Annotated in this window: 14 protein-coding genes; 7 read left to right on the top strand and 7 right to left on the bottom strand. The window is 64.1% G+C overall.

Annotation, left to right across the window (positions count from 1 at the left end; translation table 11 throughout):
* Positions 1 to 184: 184 nt before the first annotated feature.
* Positions 185 to 1069: a LysR substrate-binding domain-containing protein gene (locus F7R19_RS22685; protein WP_150982101.1), complete on the bottom strand. Its 885-nt coding sequence runs from the start codon at positions 1067 to 1069 to the stop codon at positions 185 to 187.
* Between F7R19_RS22685 and F7R19_RS29865 the strand changes: the two genes are divergently transcribed.
* Together F7R19_RS29865 and F7R19_RS22680 are read left to right on the top strand one after the other, a co-directional pair.
* A complete protein-coding gene (locus F7R19_RS29865; RefSeq protein WP_170292636.1) occupies positions 980 to 1204 on the top strand; it encodes a hypothetical protein in 225 nt (74 codons plus the stop codon). The genes F7R19_RS22685 and F7R19_RS29865 overlap by 90 nt on opposite strands.
* A gap of 3 nt (positions 1205 to 1207) precedes the next feature.
* A complete protein-coding gene (locus F7R19_RS22680; protein WP_150982093.1) occupies positions 1208 to 1831 on the top strand; it encodes a LysE family translocator in 624 nt (207 codons plus the stop codon).
* Here the strand turns inward: F7R19_RS22680 and thpR are convergent.
* From thpR to F7R19_RS22665, 3 genes are read right to left on the bottom strand one after another with little or no spacing between them, the layout of a single operon-like run.
* Positions 1815 to 2378: an RNA 2',3'-cyclic phosphodiesterase gene (gene thpR / locus F7R19_RS22675; protein ID WP_150982092.1), complete on the bottom strand. Its 564-nt coding sequence runs from the start codon at positions 2376 to 2378 to the stop codon at positions 1815 to 1817. The genes F7R19_RS22680 and thpR overlap by 17 nt on opposite strands.
* Positions 2379 to 2394: 16 nt before the next feature.
* Positions 2395 to 2955 carry a methylated-DNA--[protein]-cysteine S-methyltransferase gene (locus tag F7R19_RS22670; protein WP_150982091.1) on the bottom strand — a complete coding sequence of 187 codons (561 nt, stop codon included), beginning with the start codon at positions 2953 to 2955 and terminating at the stop codon, positions 2395 to 2397.
* Complete coding sequence (locus F7R19_RS22665; RefSeq protein ID WP_150982090.1) at positions 2952 to 4469, bottom strand: AlkA N-terminal domain-containing protein; 1518 nt, start codon at positions 4467 to 4469, stop codon at positions 2952 to 2954. The genes F7R19_RS22670 and F7R19_RS22665 overlap by 4 nt, the downstream gene beginning before the upstream one ends.
* 208 nt (positions 4470 to 4677) lie before the next feature.
* Here F7R19_RS22665 and F7R19_RS22660 point away from each other — a divergent pair, with 208 nt between their 5' ends.
* The 3 genes from F7R19_RS22660 to F7R19_RS22650 all read left to right on the top strand — a co-directional run bounded on the left by F7R19_RS22660 (position 4678) and on the right by F7R19_RS22650 (position 8636).
* On the top strand, positions 4678 to 7554 hold the full coding sequence (locus tag F7R19_RS22660) for a M16 family metallopeptidase (protein ID WP_150982089.1): 2877 nt from the start codon (positions 4678 to 4680) through the stop codon (positions 7552 to 7554).
* 56 nt (positions 7555 to 7610) lie between these two features.
* Positions 7611 to 7982, top strand: a complete 372-nt coding sequence (locus F7R19_RS22655; protein ID WP_061957636.1) for a hypothetical protein — start codon at positions 7611 to 7613, stop codon at positions 7980 to 7982.
* A 351-nt stretch (positions 7983 to 8333) separates the two neighbouring features.
* The gene (locus F7R19_RS22650) at positions 8334 to 8636 is read left to right on the top strand and encodes a putative quinol monooxygenase (RefSeq protein WP_061957635.1); all 303 of its coding nucleotides are present in this window, start codon (positions 8334 to 8336) and stop codon (positions 8634 to 8636) included.
* Positions 8637 to 8935: 299 nt separating this feature from the next.
* Here F7R19_RS22650 and F7R19_RS22645 read toward each other — a convergent pair whose 3' ends face one another.
* From F7R19_RS22645 to F7R19_RS22635, 3 genes are all read right to left on the bottom strand, one after another.
* Positions 8936 to 9484 (bottom strand): hypothetical protein, encoded by a 549-nt coding sequence (locus tag F7R19_RS22645; RefSeq protein ID WP_150982088.1) that lies wholly within the window; start codon positions 9482 to 9484, stop codon positions 8936 to 8938.
* 140 nt (positions 9485 to 9624) lie between these two features.
* Complete coding sequence (locus F7R19_RS22640) at positions 9625 to 10782, bottom strand: acyl-CoA dehydrogenase family protein (RefSeq protein WP_061957661.1); 1158 nt, start codon at positions 10780 to 10782, stop codon at positions 9625 to 9627.
* Positions 10783 to 10905: 123 nt separating this feature from the next.
* The gene (locus F7R19_RS22635; RefSeq protein WP_150982087.1) at positions 10906 to 11220 is read right to left on the bottom strand and encodes a hypothetical protein; all 315 of its coding nucleotides are present in this window, start codon (positions 11218 to 11220) and stop codon (positions 10906 to 10908) included.
* A 389-nt stretch (positions 11221 to 11609) separates the two neighbouring features.
* On the opposite strand from F7R19_RS22635, the gene F7R19_RS22630 reads away from it, so the two are divergent.
* Together F7R19_RS22630 and F7R19_RS22625 are read left to right on the top strand one after the other, a co-directional pair.
* Positions 11610 to 12923, top strand: a complete 1314-nt coding sequence (locus F7R19_RS22630) for an MFS family transporter (RefSeq protein ID WP_061957632.1) — start codon at positions 11610 to 11612, stop codon at positions 12921 to 12923.
* A 108-nt stretch (positions 12924 to 13031) separates the two neighbouring features.
* Entirely contained in the window at positions 13032 to 13976 is a 945-nt protein-coding gene (locus F7R19_RS22625) for a LysR family transcriptional regulator (protein WP_061957631.1), read from the top strand.
* The last annotated feature ends 21 nt before the right edge of the window (positions 13977 to 13997 follow it).

Raw genomic sequence — 13997 nt, 5'->3', positions numbered from 1 at the left:
CGAAAGGTGGTTGCGCCGCGGGCCGCCTTTGACGGACAAAGCACTAAACATCGCATTTGTCTGAATTCTGGCGGCGGCCAGCGCCGCATGGTAAGCGCGGCACCTTAGCCGCGCAAGCATATGCCATGGCCTTCGGCAAAATACGACGCAACTTTAGCGACCGACTTCCGGGGGGTAGCGTCCGCTACGCTTTCTGCCCAGATATCCGCGCCGCGTGCGACTCCTCCGCTTCGGCGCGCAACCAGTCGAGCAATGCGAGCCGACGCGGGTCATCGGCGAATGGGACCGGCGAGATCAGGTGGTATGCCGAGCCGTCGGCCACAAACCCGAGCGGTGCGGCGAGGCGGCCTTCGGCAAGCTCGTCGGCGGCCATCAATTCGGAAGCCATCGCCCAACCCAGACCGGCCGCGGCAGCCTGCAGACTCAGATAGAAGTGTTCGTACCACGCGTCTTGCCGCCCAGCGATCGCGCCGGCACCGGCACAGCGCGCCCAACGCTGCCAGGCGTCCGGGCGCGTGCGGGTATGTAGGAGAGGGACGTCCCGCAGGTCCGTGCGGGCCTGATCCGGCCGACAAACCGGCCCGACCCGTTCCGGCGCGAGTTCCCGCGTGTGCCAGCGCGGATCGAACGGAAAATCGTTCCGTCGCAGCGCCACATCGACGCCGCTGGCCGCGAAATCGATCGCCCCGCCTGCGGCCATCAGATGCAAGGGAATGTCCGGGTAGGCTGTAGAAAAACGGCTCAGTCGCGGAATCAGCCAACGCATCGCAATCGTCGGCTCGCACGACAAGACCAGCGCGGCATTCGGGGCCGCGATGCGAATTTTCTCAGCCGTGGCCGCCAGCAGTTCCATCGATTGCGTGGCGGCGGCATGCAGCGTCCGGCCCGCCTCGGTCAGGAACACTGCCCGGTTGCGTCGCTCGAACAGCGCCACGCCCAGTGCGTCTTCCAGTTGGCGGATCTGCCGACTGATGGCGCCATGCGTCAGATGCAGCTCTTCGGCTGCGCGCGCGAAATTTTGATGGCGGGCAGCCGCTTCGAAGAAGCGGATCCAGCCCAGCCAATGCATCGATGGCATGCCGATCAGTCAGTTTTTCTCACGGAATTGGCGCAGTATACATCGCTTTCCGTACCCATTTCTGCGGGCCACAATGACGTTGATTCCTTGCCGTGCGCAAAACCGTCATCCACAAAAACTGACTGAAAAATGAGTTCATTCGCGGAAATCCTGGCAGTTGCGACGATTACCATCCTTGCCGTCATCAGTCCGGGGCCGGACTTCGCCATGGTCACGCGCAACAGCTACCTGTACGGGCGGCGCACCGGGCTGTTGTGCGCGCTGGGGATAGGGCTCGGCGTGCAGGTGCACGTGGCCTACACCGTGTTCGGGGTATCGCTCTTGATCGCTCACGCCCATCAACTGCTCACCGTCATCAAACTGCTGGGCGCGGCGTACCTGATCTGGATCGGTCTTCAGACATTGCGCAACCGCACTGCGCTGAGTGTCGACACTTCGGCGGCGCCTGCCATGTCCGGCGCGGCGTCGCTGCGCATGGGGTTCCTGACCAATGCGCTGAATCCGAAGACCACGCTGTTCGTGGTCAGCACGTATACGCAGGTGGTGAACGTCCATACGCCGCTGCCCATGCAGTTTGGCTATGGATTGTTCATGTCCATCACCCACTGGGTATGGTTCAGCATCGTCGCATGGTGCTTCGGCTCGGCCACGCTGCGCGCCGCGATGCTGCGCCGCCAGCGTCTGCTCGACAAGCTGATCGGCTCCACACTGTGCGGACTGGGCCTGGCGCTCGGCGTCAGCAATCTGGGCTGACCAGGGGGTGCGTCGCGAGGGGATACGTTTCGCGCTCGGCATGCCGGGCGCCGTCCGGTTTGAGAAAACTCTCAACGAGTGCAAACCGGTCGACGCGCCATGGCGGCATTGTCAACGCGCCATGCCGTGACAGCCAATCGCGCAGGACCGTGTCAGGCACGCCCGGACGGCAACGTGCCAGTGTCAGATGCGGCCAGAACCGGCGCGCCTCTGCGCCGATTCCTTCGTTTTCCAGCACGCGATCGATGGCGTCGACCAACTGCGCAAGCGGCGCGGATGCCGACAGCCCCGCCCACAACACCGCGCCGCGCCCGCTGCGAAAGCGGCCGACGCCGTCGACCTGCAACGTCATCGCGCTTGCGCGCACCCTGCGCAACCCCAGCGCCACGCGCGCCGCCAACGCTTCATCGCGTTGGCCAAGAAAACGAACCGTGAGGTGCAGTTGCCCCGGCAGCGTGGGCCGGATACCGTCGTGAACCGGCAAGGTGCGCAACAGATCGACCGCAAGCTCGTGCGGCAAATCGATAGCGACAAAGAGCCTGGGCACGGCTACCGTGCCACTATCACGCGGGCAAAGTCGCGGGTTCGAACGCCAGCGCCGCCTGCGCGCCCAGAGCGCGATGGGCCACCGCGGCATCGAGCACGCCTTCCAGCGCGAGCAGCGCGCGCTTGCGATCGATGCCACCGGCATAGCCCGTCAGCGCCCCGGACGCACCCACCACGCGGTGGCAAGGCACGATGATCGATAACGGGTTGCGTCCCACGGCGCCGCCCACCGCACGTGAATGGCTTGGCGGTAACCCCAGCTCCGCCGCAAGTTGCCCGTATGTCGACGTCTCACCGAAATCAATGTCCCAGAGCGCTTGCCAGATGCGCTGCTGGAAACTGCTGCCGACAAAGCGGAAAGGCACCGTGAACGCGTGCAGCGCCCCGTCGAAATAGGCCGCCAGTTCGTCGGCGGCCTGCGCCATCACGCGCGCGTCTGCCGAAGGAATCGGCTCGACAGGTCTAGCGTGGGCCGGATAGTACTTCTGTCCCGAAAAGAACACGCCCGTGAGCACGCCGTCCTCTGCGCGCAGCAGGATGTCGCCCAGTGGGCTGTTCGTCAGTCGATAGCTGTTCATGCTGCCTGCTCCTCAATGTCGCTGTCCTGCCGGGCGTTGCCGCCGTCCTTGCAAAGTTCGTAGCGATGCCAGAGATGAATCGCCGCGTAGGCGCGCCAGGGCGCCCACTGCGCGGTCTTGGCCTGCATCGCACGCGCGGTCGATACGCCGAGCACCTTGCGCAGCGCGTAATCGGTGGCGGGAAACGCGTCCGGCCAACCAAGCGCGCGCATCGCCACGTACTGCGCCGTCCAGTCGCCAATCCCGTCAATCTCCAGCAATTGCGCGACGGTTTGCTCGGGTGTGGCATGCGCATCGAGGGCAATGTCGCCCGACGCCACGCGATGCGCCAGCGCACGAATGGCGCGGATTTTTGGAATCGACACACCGACGGCCTGATAGTCGGCATCTGCTAACGCCGCCAGCGATTGCGCAGTCGGAAACAGGTGCGTCAGCGCTGGCTGCCCGATCGGAGACGCCTCTCCGCCCATGACGTCTTCCGGCAGCGCTTGTCCGGCCATGCGCACCAGCCGGGCCAGAATCCGTCTGGCGTGCACGACCGAAATCACCTGGCCGACGATCGCCCGCACCGCAATTTCAAATCCGTCGAATGTTCCCGGCAGGCGCATGCCCGGCGTTGCCGCGGCAAGATCTCCTAAATGCGCATCGACGATATCTGGCCGGCAACCCAGATCGCAAAGCCGGCGCACCCGGCCCAGAACCTGCGGGATGACGTGCGCGAGCGAAGCGGAAAGTGTCACGCGCACCACGGTGCGTTTGGGTACGTGCTCCAGACATACCCAGCCAGCGTGCCGGACGCCTCCCGATTCGATCGCGATCGTGCGCGAATAAACACCACCGTGACAGTGATCGATACCGTCGATGGCCCGCACAGCGAGGAATTCCAGCAGCTCCGCCCACGCCAACGGCGGTCGGTAACCCAGTTCGAAAACCAGTCGGTCCGCCATGCCGTCCGCCGCACGTCGACGCATTGCCAGAGGCGTCAGCCCGTAGCGATCCTTCAACACGTCATTGAAGCGCCGCACGCTGCCAAACCCGGCCGCCAACGCCACTTCGGTCACCGTCAACGTGGTGTCGGTCAGCAGGCGCTTGGCCAACAACAGCTTCTGGGTCTGTGCATATTCGTGCACGGACACGCCAAACTCGGTGTCGAACAAGCGGCGCAAATGCCGTTCCGTCACGCCGATCCGCGCGGCAAGTTGCGCCACGCCCGCTCCGGTCATGAACCCTTCGTCGATCAGCGTGGCAGCGGCTTGCGCCAGACGTCCCGAAATATCGGCCAGTCCATGGCCTGGCGCCAGTTCCGGACGGCATCGCAGGCACGGCCGGAAACCGTGCTTTTCCGCTGCCGCGGCAGATTCGTAGAACGTGCAGTTCTCGCGCTTGGGCGTGCGCACGGCACAGACCGGCCGGCAGTACACGCCCGTCGACGATACGCCCACGAAAAAGCGGCCGTCGAAACGTCGGTCGTGTGAGGCAATGGCCTTGTAGCAGGTGTCGGGATCGAGTTCCATGGCGTGCATCGTACTGCTTTGCAGCCTCTCAAATGCGCTGGAATCGGACATTCTCCTCGCGCTGCCGCAAAGAGGAAATGTCCCCGATTCTGAAAGTGCGCTCGCACGCGTTGGTTTGCGCATTGCAGCAGCTAGAATCTGTTCACCGCGGGCGTACCACGCCGCCCGGCGCCGATCGGCGCCCTATGTGGAGCATTCTGGAGCCTGCATGAAACGTCGTTCCGTCGTCGGTGTCGTCCGTACTGCCAGGCTGGCGGGCTTCGCTTGCGCCGCCCTGCTGGGCCTGCTGTCCGCGCCCGCCCTGGCGGCGCGAGCCGACACCGCGCCCTCGCCACATGCCGCGCCACCGGTGCAGGCCGTCCGCGTGGCCAGCGTGGAAGGCATCACGGAATACCGGCTGCCCAATGGCTTGCGCGTGCTGTTGGCACCCGACGACGCACAACCTACCACCACCGTGAATGTCACGTACCTGGTGGGCAGCCGTCATGAGAACTATGGCGAAACCGGCATGGCGCATCTGCTGGAACACCTTCTGTTCAAGGGCACGCCATCGCTGCCGGGCAAGACCATTCCCACGGAATTTGCGCGGCGAGGCATGCAGTACAACGGCACGACGACGCAGGACCGGACCAATTTCTTCGAGACCTTCGCCGCCAGCGACGACAACCTCGACTGGGCCCTGCGCATGGAAGCGGACCGCATGGTCAACAGCTTCGTCGCGCGCAAGGACCTCGATAGCGAGATGACCGTGGTGCGCAACGAAATGGAGATTGGCGAGAACAATCCCATGCGGATGCTGCAGCAGCAGATGTATGCCGCGGCGTATCGCTGGCACAACTACGGCAAGGCCGTGATCGGCGCGCGCAGCGACGTCGAGCGCGTCGGCATCGAGAACCTGCAGGCTTTCTATCGCCGCTACTACCAGCCCGACAACGCGGTGCTGGTGGTGACGGGCCAGTTCGATCCCGCGCGCGCACTGGCCGGCATCGAGCGCTCGTTCGGGCCGATTCCGCGCCCAAGCCGCGTATTGCCCGTCGAGTACACCATCGAGCCCGCACAGGAAGGCGCGCGCGAGGTGCTGCTGACGCGCCCGGGCGACAGCAGCATCGTTGCGGCGATGTATCACGTCGCACCCGGCGCGCATCCCGATCTCACGGCCCTCGACATGCTGTCCGTCATCCTGGCCGATTCGCCGGGCGGCCGGCTCGAGCGCGCGCTGGTCGACAGCCGCAAGGCCGCCTGGCAGGGATCGTTCTTCACGTCGATGAAGGACCCTGGCGTGATCCTGTTTGCAGCGGGCACGGCACGCGACCGGCCCATCGAGCCGGTACGCGATGCGCTGGTGGCGGCCATCGAAAGCTTCGGCACGCAACCGGTCACCGAAGAAGAAGTCGAGCGCGCCCGCGTGCGCCTGCGCAATGCGTACGAAAAAACCCTCAACGATCCCGCCGCCTACGGCGTGGCGCTGTCGGGCGCCATCGCGAAGGGCGACTGGAGGCTATTCTTCATCAACCGCGATCGCGTCGAAACCACCACGCTGGCCGATGTGCAGCGTGTGGCCGAAAATTACTTCCGGCCGACCAACCGCACCGTTGGGGAGTTCCTGCCGGGCGACAAACCGCAACTCGCCAGCATTCCCGCCGCGCCCGATTTGGCCGCGATCGCGCAGCAATACGTCGGCAAGCCGGCGGCGCAGGCCGTAGCGGCGTTCGATCCCAGTCCCGCCAATATCGACGCCCACACCGTGCGCGAGACGTTGCCCAACGGCATGCGGCTGGCGCTGCTGCCCAAACCGTCGCGCGGCGAGTCCGTCCATGGCACGTTGATCCTGCGGCTCGGCAACGCCGATGCGCTGCAGGGAAAGACCTCGATCGGCGCGCTGACGGCGGCCATGCTCGATCGCGGCGCAGGCGCGTTTGATCGTCAGAAAATTGCCGACCGGTTCGAAGCCCTGAAAGCCAACGTGGCGATTTCCGGCAGCGCCGAGCGGCTTACGGTCCGGTTCGAGACACGCCGCCAATACCTTCCGGATGTGCTGGCGCTGCTGCGCACGGTGCTGCGGATGCCGACGTTCCCGGCCAACGAGCTGGAGACCCTGCGCGCCAGCAGCATCGCCGGCGTGGAAAGCCAGCGCAACCAGCCCGGCGCGATGGCACCGAATGCGCTGGGTCGGTATGGCAATCCCTATCCGGCGGGCGACCCCCGCTACACGCCGACATTCGACGAAAGTGTGACGCGGCTGAAAGCCGTTTCGCTGACTGATCTGCGCGATTTCCACGCGCGCTTCTACGGCGCCGAACACGCGCAGCTTGCCCTCGTCGGCGATTTCGACGCCGATGACGCCATCCGGCAGGCAGCATTCCTGTTTGGCGACTGGCGCGCACAGGTGCAGTTCGAAAGGGTCGATCGGCCTTTCGTCGACATCCCGGCCACGCAATTCAAGCTGGACGCTCCCGGCAAGGCCAATGCGGTGTTCCAGGCGTCGCAACCCATCGACCTCATCGACGATTCGCCCGACTACCCGCTGTTGCTGATTGCCAGCCGCGTACTGGGCGGCACCGGCATGCGCAGCCGGCTGGCGGACCGTCTGCGCCAGCACGAAGGCATCAGCTATGGGGTCTCGAGCTCGGTCTCTGTCGGCGCACTCGATCGCGCGGGCCGCTTGGGCCTCTGGGCCGTGTACGCGCCGCAGAACCTGCCGCGCTTACGCAACGCGGTGGAAGAAGAGATGTCGCGTTTCGTGCGTGACGGCGTGACGGCCGCGGAGGTCTCCGAAGCTGCCAGCGGGTTGTTGCAGCAAGGAATCATCAGTCGTACGCGCGACGCCGCGCTGGCCGGCGCGCTGGCCGATCAGGCATATCTCGGCAGAACCATGGCCCATACCGCCGCAATCGAGGACAGCATCCGTCACGCAACGCCGCAGGCCGTGAATGCGGCAATCCGGCGCTATCTCGGTCCGGCAACACTGACGCAAGCGTTTGCCGGAGACTTCGGCGGGACCCCTGCCGCCGCGCCGGCCGCCACATCCCCGGCGGAATCGGCACCGGCTGCGGCCGCAGCCGCGCACGAAGTCACGAAGCCTTGAGACAAGCGGTCGATCACTGTATATTCATACAGTCTTATTGAGATGTTGAGGTGTGGATGTCAATCGTGCGAGCTGGCAGCAAGACCGAAGCGCTCAGGCTTCTGGACTCGAATCAAATGCTGGCGCTTGAGCTGGACTACGAGACAGGCTGGCAAGACGCCGTGGAACTTGGCCGTCTGGGAGAAAAACGCGGTATCAAAGTGCAATATCGCGGACAGGAAAGCATCGCTGTCCGCACGCGGGATGCCTTGATCGAAGGGCTTGGCAAACCCAAGACAACGTTCCGGCAACGAAATCTGTATTGCCAGTTCGACCTCGGCTCGATGGCCGACCATGAACTGCTGGAGCTGGAAGCCAAAGCGGCCCGGCTGGGCGACTACATCCTGGCAGGCCACCTGTTGCGCGACATCGACCTGGTCTGGTCGTAGCACCCCGTCCGCCTGACGCCCTGACGCTCTGACGCCCTGACTGTGGGCGGCGGACGTAAATGCAACATGCGGGTGTATCCCGCTTCCGTGCGCGCACCGGTGGCTAGAAGAGCAGTTTCAGCGCGCAGAATGAATGCGTCGGTCCACGGCAAGCGAGGTACTCGCTGCTTGACCGTGCATCGGCTCGCCAAGGTTCGCGCTGGGCGCCGGTATCGGTCCTTCGCTGGTAGACTGATTTCGACTACGTGGAGCAGGCCGCTTCGTCGCTCGTGGTGGCGATCCGGTCATCATTACGTTGGACCCGCTGGAAGGTGGGCTAAGTGATGTCTGTTTAGCAACCGGAGACATGTCATGGTCAAACTCGCGTTGTTCGTTCGCCTGGAAGCCAAGCCCGGAAAGGAGAAAGAGGTAGAGAACTTTCTTCTAAGTGGTCTCGCCCTCGTTCAGGCGGAGCCAGCTACAACGGCCTGGTTCGGCCTCCGCTTGGGGCCGTCCACCTTTGGCATCTTTGACGCGTTTCCAGATGAGGCTGGGCGGCAAGCCCATCTTTCCGGCAAAGTCGCAGCCGCGCTTATGGAAAAAGCAGGTGAGCTATTCGCCGAGCCGCCGTCAATAGAAAAGATTGATGTTCTTGCTGCAAAGCTGCCCGGCTGAGCAAGCTCAGCAAGTCGCTCGAGCTGACAGCTTACTGGCGCCGTTAGTGCGCATTGGCGCGCCCTTTGATGTCTGCGTTTGGATAGCCACCAGTTGTCCCGTTCGTTTGAAGAACGCCATGGGCGCACTCGATCCACTCTGGGAATAGGGCGGCATCCATAGGAACGCCTTCACCATTCGGCTCATTCCACAACGCAAGACTACTGAGGAGCGCGCCAAGCTCGACTGGACGCTTGGCTCTTTGCTAAGCCCGGCCGCCAACCGTGCAAATTTCGATTGGCGCTGGCACCTGACGCCAATTATTGCCAGACGCGCGTAGCGCCGGCCCACCGGGCGGCGGCAGATGCGTGCATCATCGCGCAGTCGGCTTCGGAAGCCGTCGTGGACGGTTGTTCGGTCCCGTCGAAAGCCGTGCAGCACAACACGGCCGTCACCAGTGTCTTGATATGTCCTCGCCCGGACTCGACAAGTGCGGCGACGCGCTCATATCCGTCGAGCACGATCAGGCTGTCGCCCGCGTTTGGGCGCAGTTCCAGTTCGTACAGGTGATCGCATTCGCAGCGCATCCGGCCGCCCGATACGGCCAGGACGATCGCGCTGGGCAGCGCCAGGCCGCAGTCGCGCACGGTATCGCGCAATCGATCGAGGTGCGCCTGCGCGCGGTAGTCGCGCGCCGAATGGGTCGGCTCAGGGCCCGCGGTCAGCGCCATCAACTCATTGGCCGACACCGCCAGCGTATAGGCTTGCACCATGGTTCGGTACGTTGCCACCACGGCGCGCAAGCGATGCACGCCGTCTTCGTTGGCAGCGCGCTGAACTTGCGCACCCGTTGTCTGGATTTTGTTCATCCTGTCTCCTGTCCCGTGCTTGGCCGGTGTCATGCGCAGCGTGTCAACAAAACGAAGCAGAGCGATTCCGGCTGCGCGGCGACATAAAACGGGGCGCCGCGCAGCGCCGCGTCAACGCGCCAGAAGCGCTGGCGCGCCGCTTAGTCGCGCAGCAACTGCTTGGCGATGATGATCTGCTGGATTTGCGTCGTGCCTTCGTACAGGCGCAGCAGGCGCACGTCCCGGTAGAAACGCTCGGCCTTATATTCGGCGATATAGCCGGCGCCACCGTGGATCTGCACGGCGCGGTCGGCTACGCGGCCGACCATCTCGGTACAGAACATCTTTGTGCACGAGGCCAGCATGCTGACTTCTGGATCGCTCTTGCCAGCGGGCTTTGCATCGTAGCGCTGCGCGCAGTCGCGCACCATCGACAGGCCTGCATATAGTTCGGCCTGGCTGTCGGCCAGCATGCCCTGGATCAGTTGGAAGTCGCCGATCGGCTTGCCAAATTGCTTGCGCTCCTTGGCATACGCCACCGCGTCCGTGATCAGTCGATGCGCCATGCCGCAAGCCAGTGCGGAGATATGCAGACGGCCGCGATCCAGCACCTTCATGGCGGTCTTGAAACCGACGCCCGGAACGCCACCGATGATGTTTGCGGCCGGCACGCGCACGTTCTCAAGCACCACGTCGCACGTCTTGGTGCCACGCTGTCCCATCTTCTTGTCCGGCTTGCCGAGCGAGATTCCCGGCGTGTCGGCGGGCACGATGAACGAAGAGATACCCGAGGCGCCCGGGCCGCCGGTGCGCGCCATCAGCGTGAAGGCGCCGGCGCGCGGCGCATTGGTGATGAAGCGCTTGGTGCCGTTGATGACATAGTGGTCGCCGTCGAGCTCGGCGCGCGTCTGCAACGACGCCGCGTCGGAACCGGCGTTCGGCTCTGTCAGCGCGAAGGAGATCACCAGTTCGCCGCTGGCGATCCGCGGCAGGTAATTCTGCTTCTGCTCCTCGGTGCCATCCATCAGGATGCCCTGCGAGCCAATGCCCACATTGGTGCCGAACACCGAGCGGAACGCGAAGGCGGTGTGGCCGAGGTCATAGACCACATCGCATTCCTGCGACATCGACAGGCCGATGCCGCCGTAGTTTTCCGGGATCGAGATGCCGAACAGGCCCATCTCCTTCATGTCGGCCACGATATCGGCCGGCACGTCGTCGATTTCTTCCAGCGTGTCTTCCGCCGGCTTCAGGCGCTCATCGATAAAACGCTGCACCGAAGCGCGCAGCAGGGAAAAGGATTCGGCGTCGAGGGCCATGGCAGTCTCCATCAAGTCGACACAACAACAATGGGCGCCAATGGTACGCCGACCATCGAATTTGACAATCCACGCGGAGTTGTACAGAACCGATAATTATTTTTGACAATAACGCGCCGGGCGTTATTCGGCGCATTTCGCGCGGGCCAGCTTTTCACGCGAGTAGCCATATGCCACGCGCAATTGGTGTTCGATGGCGTCGGCCTGATCCAGACAGGCAAACACGAGGTCGTCCTTGAATTTCTGGGTCACGCCCTTGAGGCGTGGCGCCTCGTAGGAAATCTGCCGCGCGCGACAGCGCATTTCCAGCAGCGCGGGTTCGGACGCGGTCCGCAACTGGCCCTGATCGATACGCTGGCACTGGACGAGATCGGGCTCGGCCCAGACCACGGCGGGCACCATCAGCAGCGCAATCCAAAGGTTTCGCAGCACGGACATTGACAAGAGGATCGAAGAATGCGGCGCTGAAAATTGAATCGGCCTGCATGATTGCGCAGCCCCGCGGACCATGAAAGGTATCCGCATGACGAAGCTCAGGCCAGTGAAAATTTTCAATGGCCTCGCTTCGCATTTGGCGGCGCCTATAAAAACTCTATCCAATGATCGGAACAATGCCGTGCAAATCCTATAGGCGATAAGGATCACGCAATGATTCGCCCGCATCATGCGGCAGGCTGCCGCTGGGCAGCCCGGAAAATCCGGGGTACGCTTGCCATGCACACGGGTTCTGCCCTGCGGCCCGCCACTCAGGTATCGCGCTGGCCCGCCGCCCCGCATCCCGTTCCGATTCAGCGGCGCCACCGCCGTCAAGTACACAAGAAGGTCCTATGACAGACATCGCCTCCCCCAGCCTCTCCGGCACCGCACCATCTCCCGAGGAAACCAGAAAACGCGTCTTTGCCATCGTTGCCGCTTCGTCGGGCAATCTGGTGGAGTGGTTCGATTTCTATATCTACGCGTTCAGCGCGATCTACTTCGCGCCATCGTTCTTCCCGAAGGCGGACCCTACTGCGCAGCTCCTGAACACCGCCGGCGTGTTTGCGGCCGGCTTCCTGATGCGCCCGATCGGCGGATGGCTGTTCGGCCGGATCGCCGACCGCAACGGCCGCAAGAACTCGATGCTGATCTCGGTGGTCATGATGTGCTTCGGTTCGCTGCTGATTGCGTGCCTGCCCACGTATGCCGCCATCGGCAACCTGGCGCCCGCGCTGCTGCTGCTGGCGCGCCTGCTGCAAGGCCTGTCGGTCGGCGGCGAATACGGCACCACCGCCACCTACATGAGCGAAGTGGCGCTCAAGGGCCGGCGGGGCTTCTTCTCGTCGTTCCAGTATGTGACGCTGATCGGCGGCCAGTTGCTGGCCGTGCTGGTGGTGGTTGTGCTGGAGCAGCTGCTGACCGAGGCCGAACTGAAGGCCTACGGCTGGCGCATCCCGTTCGTGGTGGGCGCGATCACGGCCGTGGTGGCATTGCTGCTGCGCCGCACGCTGCATGAGACGACCACCGCGCAGCAACGCAACAGCAAGGAAGCGGGCAGCGTGGCGGAGCTTTTCCGTCATCACAAGGCCGCGTTCTTCACCGTGCTGGGCTACACGGCGGGCGGGTCGCTGATTTTCTACACGTTCACTACGTACATGCAGAAATTTCTGGTCAACACCGCTGGTCTGCCGATCAAGACGACCAGCTACGTGATGACCGGCTGCCTGTTCCTCTACATGTGCATGCAGCCGTTCTTCGGCGCGCTGTCCGACCGCATCGGCCGTCGCAACAACATGCTGTTGTTCGGCGCGCTCGGCGCCATCGCCACGGTGCCGATCCTGACCGCGCTGAAGACTGTGTCGAGCCCCGAGCTGGCTGGCCTGCTGATCTGCATCGCGCTGGCCATCGTCAGCTTCTACACGTCGATCAGCGGCATCGTTAAGGCCGAAATGTTCCCGCCCGAAGTGCGCGCGCTCGGCGTGGGCCTGGCCTATGCCGTCGCCAACGCGCTGTTCGGCGGCACTGCGGAATACGTGGCGCTTGGGCTGAAATCGATCGGCCACGAGAACGCGTTCTACTGGTATGTCACGGCCATGATGGTGCTGGCGTTCCTGGTCAGCCTGCGCCTGCCGCGCCAGGCCAAATACCTGCATCACGAACACTAGGGCGAGCGCCGCGCGCAGCGGCGTCGGTGCGCACCGACGCCACGGCGAACGGCCATGGCACACTGAGGGGCCTTCGGGCCCCTTTTTCGTTTCCACGCCAGCCTCGTCATGGATCTCAACGCCCTGCGCCTGTTCGTCGACATCGTCGACGCCGGCAACCTCAGCGCCGCCGCCCGCAAGCTCAAGATGACGCGCGCCAATGTCAGCTATCACCTCAAGGCGCTCGAAGAAGAACTTGGCGTGCAACTGCTGCGGCGGACCACGCGTCACGTGGAACCGACGCCAGTGGGCGCCGGCTTGTACGAGCACGGCCGCAACATCCTCGGCGAGGTGGCCGCCGCAAACGCGCTGATCAGCAGCATGGGCAAGAGCCTGCAGGGCCATGTGCGGCTGTCGGTGCCGACCGGGCTGGGCCACGCGCTGCTGTCGCCGCTGCTGGTGCAGTTCAAGCGCCGCTATCCCGATATCACGCTCGATGTGGTGTTCGATAACCGCATCCACAATCTCGTCTCGGAGGATGTGGAGGTGGCGCTGCGCATCATTTCCACGCCGCCCGATTCGGTCGTCGCTACGGAGATCGGCACGGTCGACTGGGTGGTGTGCGCCGCGCCGTCATATCTGCAGGGCCGCGCGATGCCGACAGTGCTGGCAGATCTCTCCGCGCATGACATCGTCTGCGCGTCGCCGATCGGGCAGAAGCTCAAGGCGGCAGGCACGCGGCACGACACCGGCGAGCGCGAGCAGGTTGTACTGGAGCCGACACTCAGCTCCGAGAATTTTGCCTTTCTCAAGGACGCCGTCGTCAGCGGCCTCGGTATCGGCATCTTTCCGCTTTACGCGGTCGGCGCCGACCTCCGAGACGGCACGCTGGCGCCTTTGCTGCCGGCATACCGGATCAGCGTGTTCGGCAGCAAGCTCTACATGCTGACGATGCCCAATCGCTACCAGACCATGGCCACGCGCTACCTGCTGACGTTTCTGAAGACCGAATTGCAGGCGGTCTGGCCCCGCGTGGGCGCCGGCAGTGCCTATAGTGAGAGCACCCAGGACTGAACCGCGCGCTGGCGCGGAAGG

It is taken from the genome of Cupriavidus pauculus, assembly GCF_008801835.1.
GTDB classification, from domain to species: Bacteria; Pseudomonadota; Gammaproteobacteria; order Burkholderiales; family Burkholderiaceae; genus Cupriavidus; species Cupriavidus pauculus.
The sequence above is the reverse complement of the archived record's forward strand: the minus strand, read 5'-3'. Positions and strand labels throughout refer to the sequence as shown.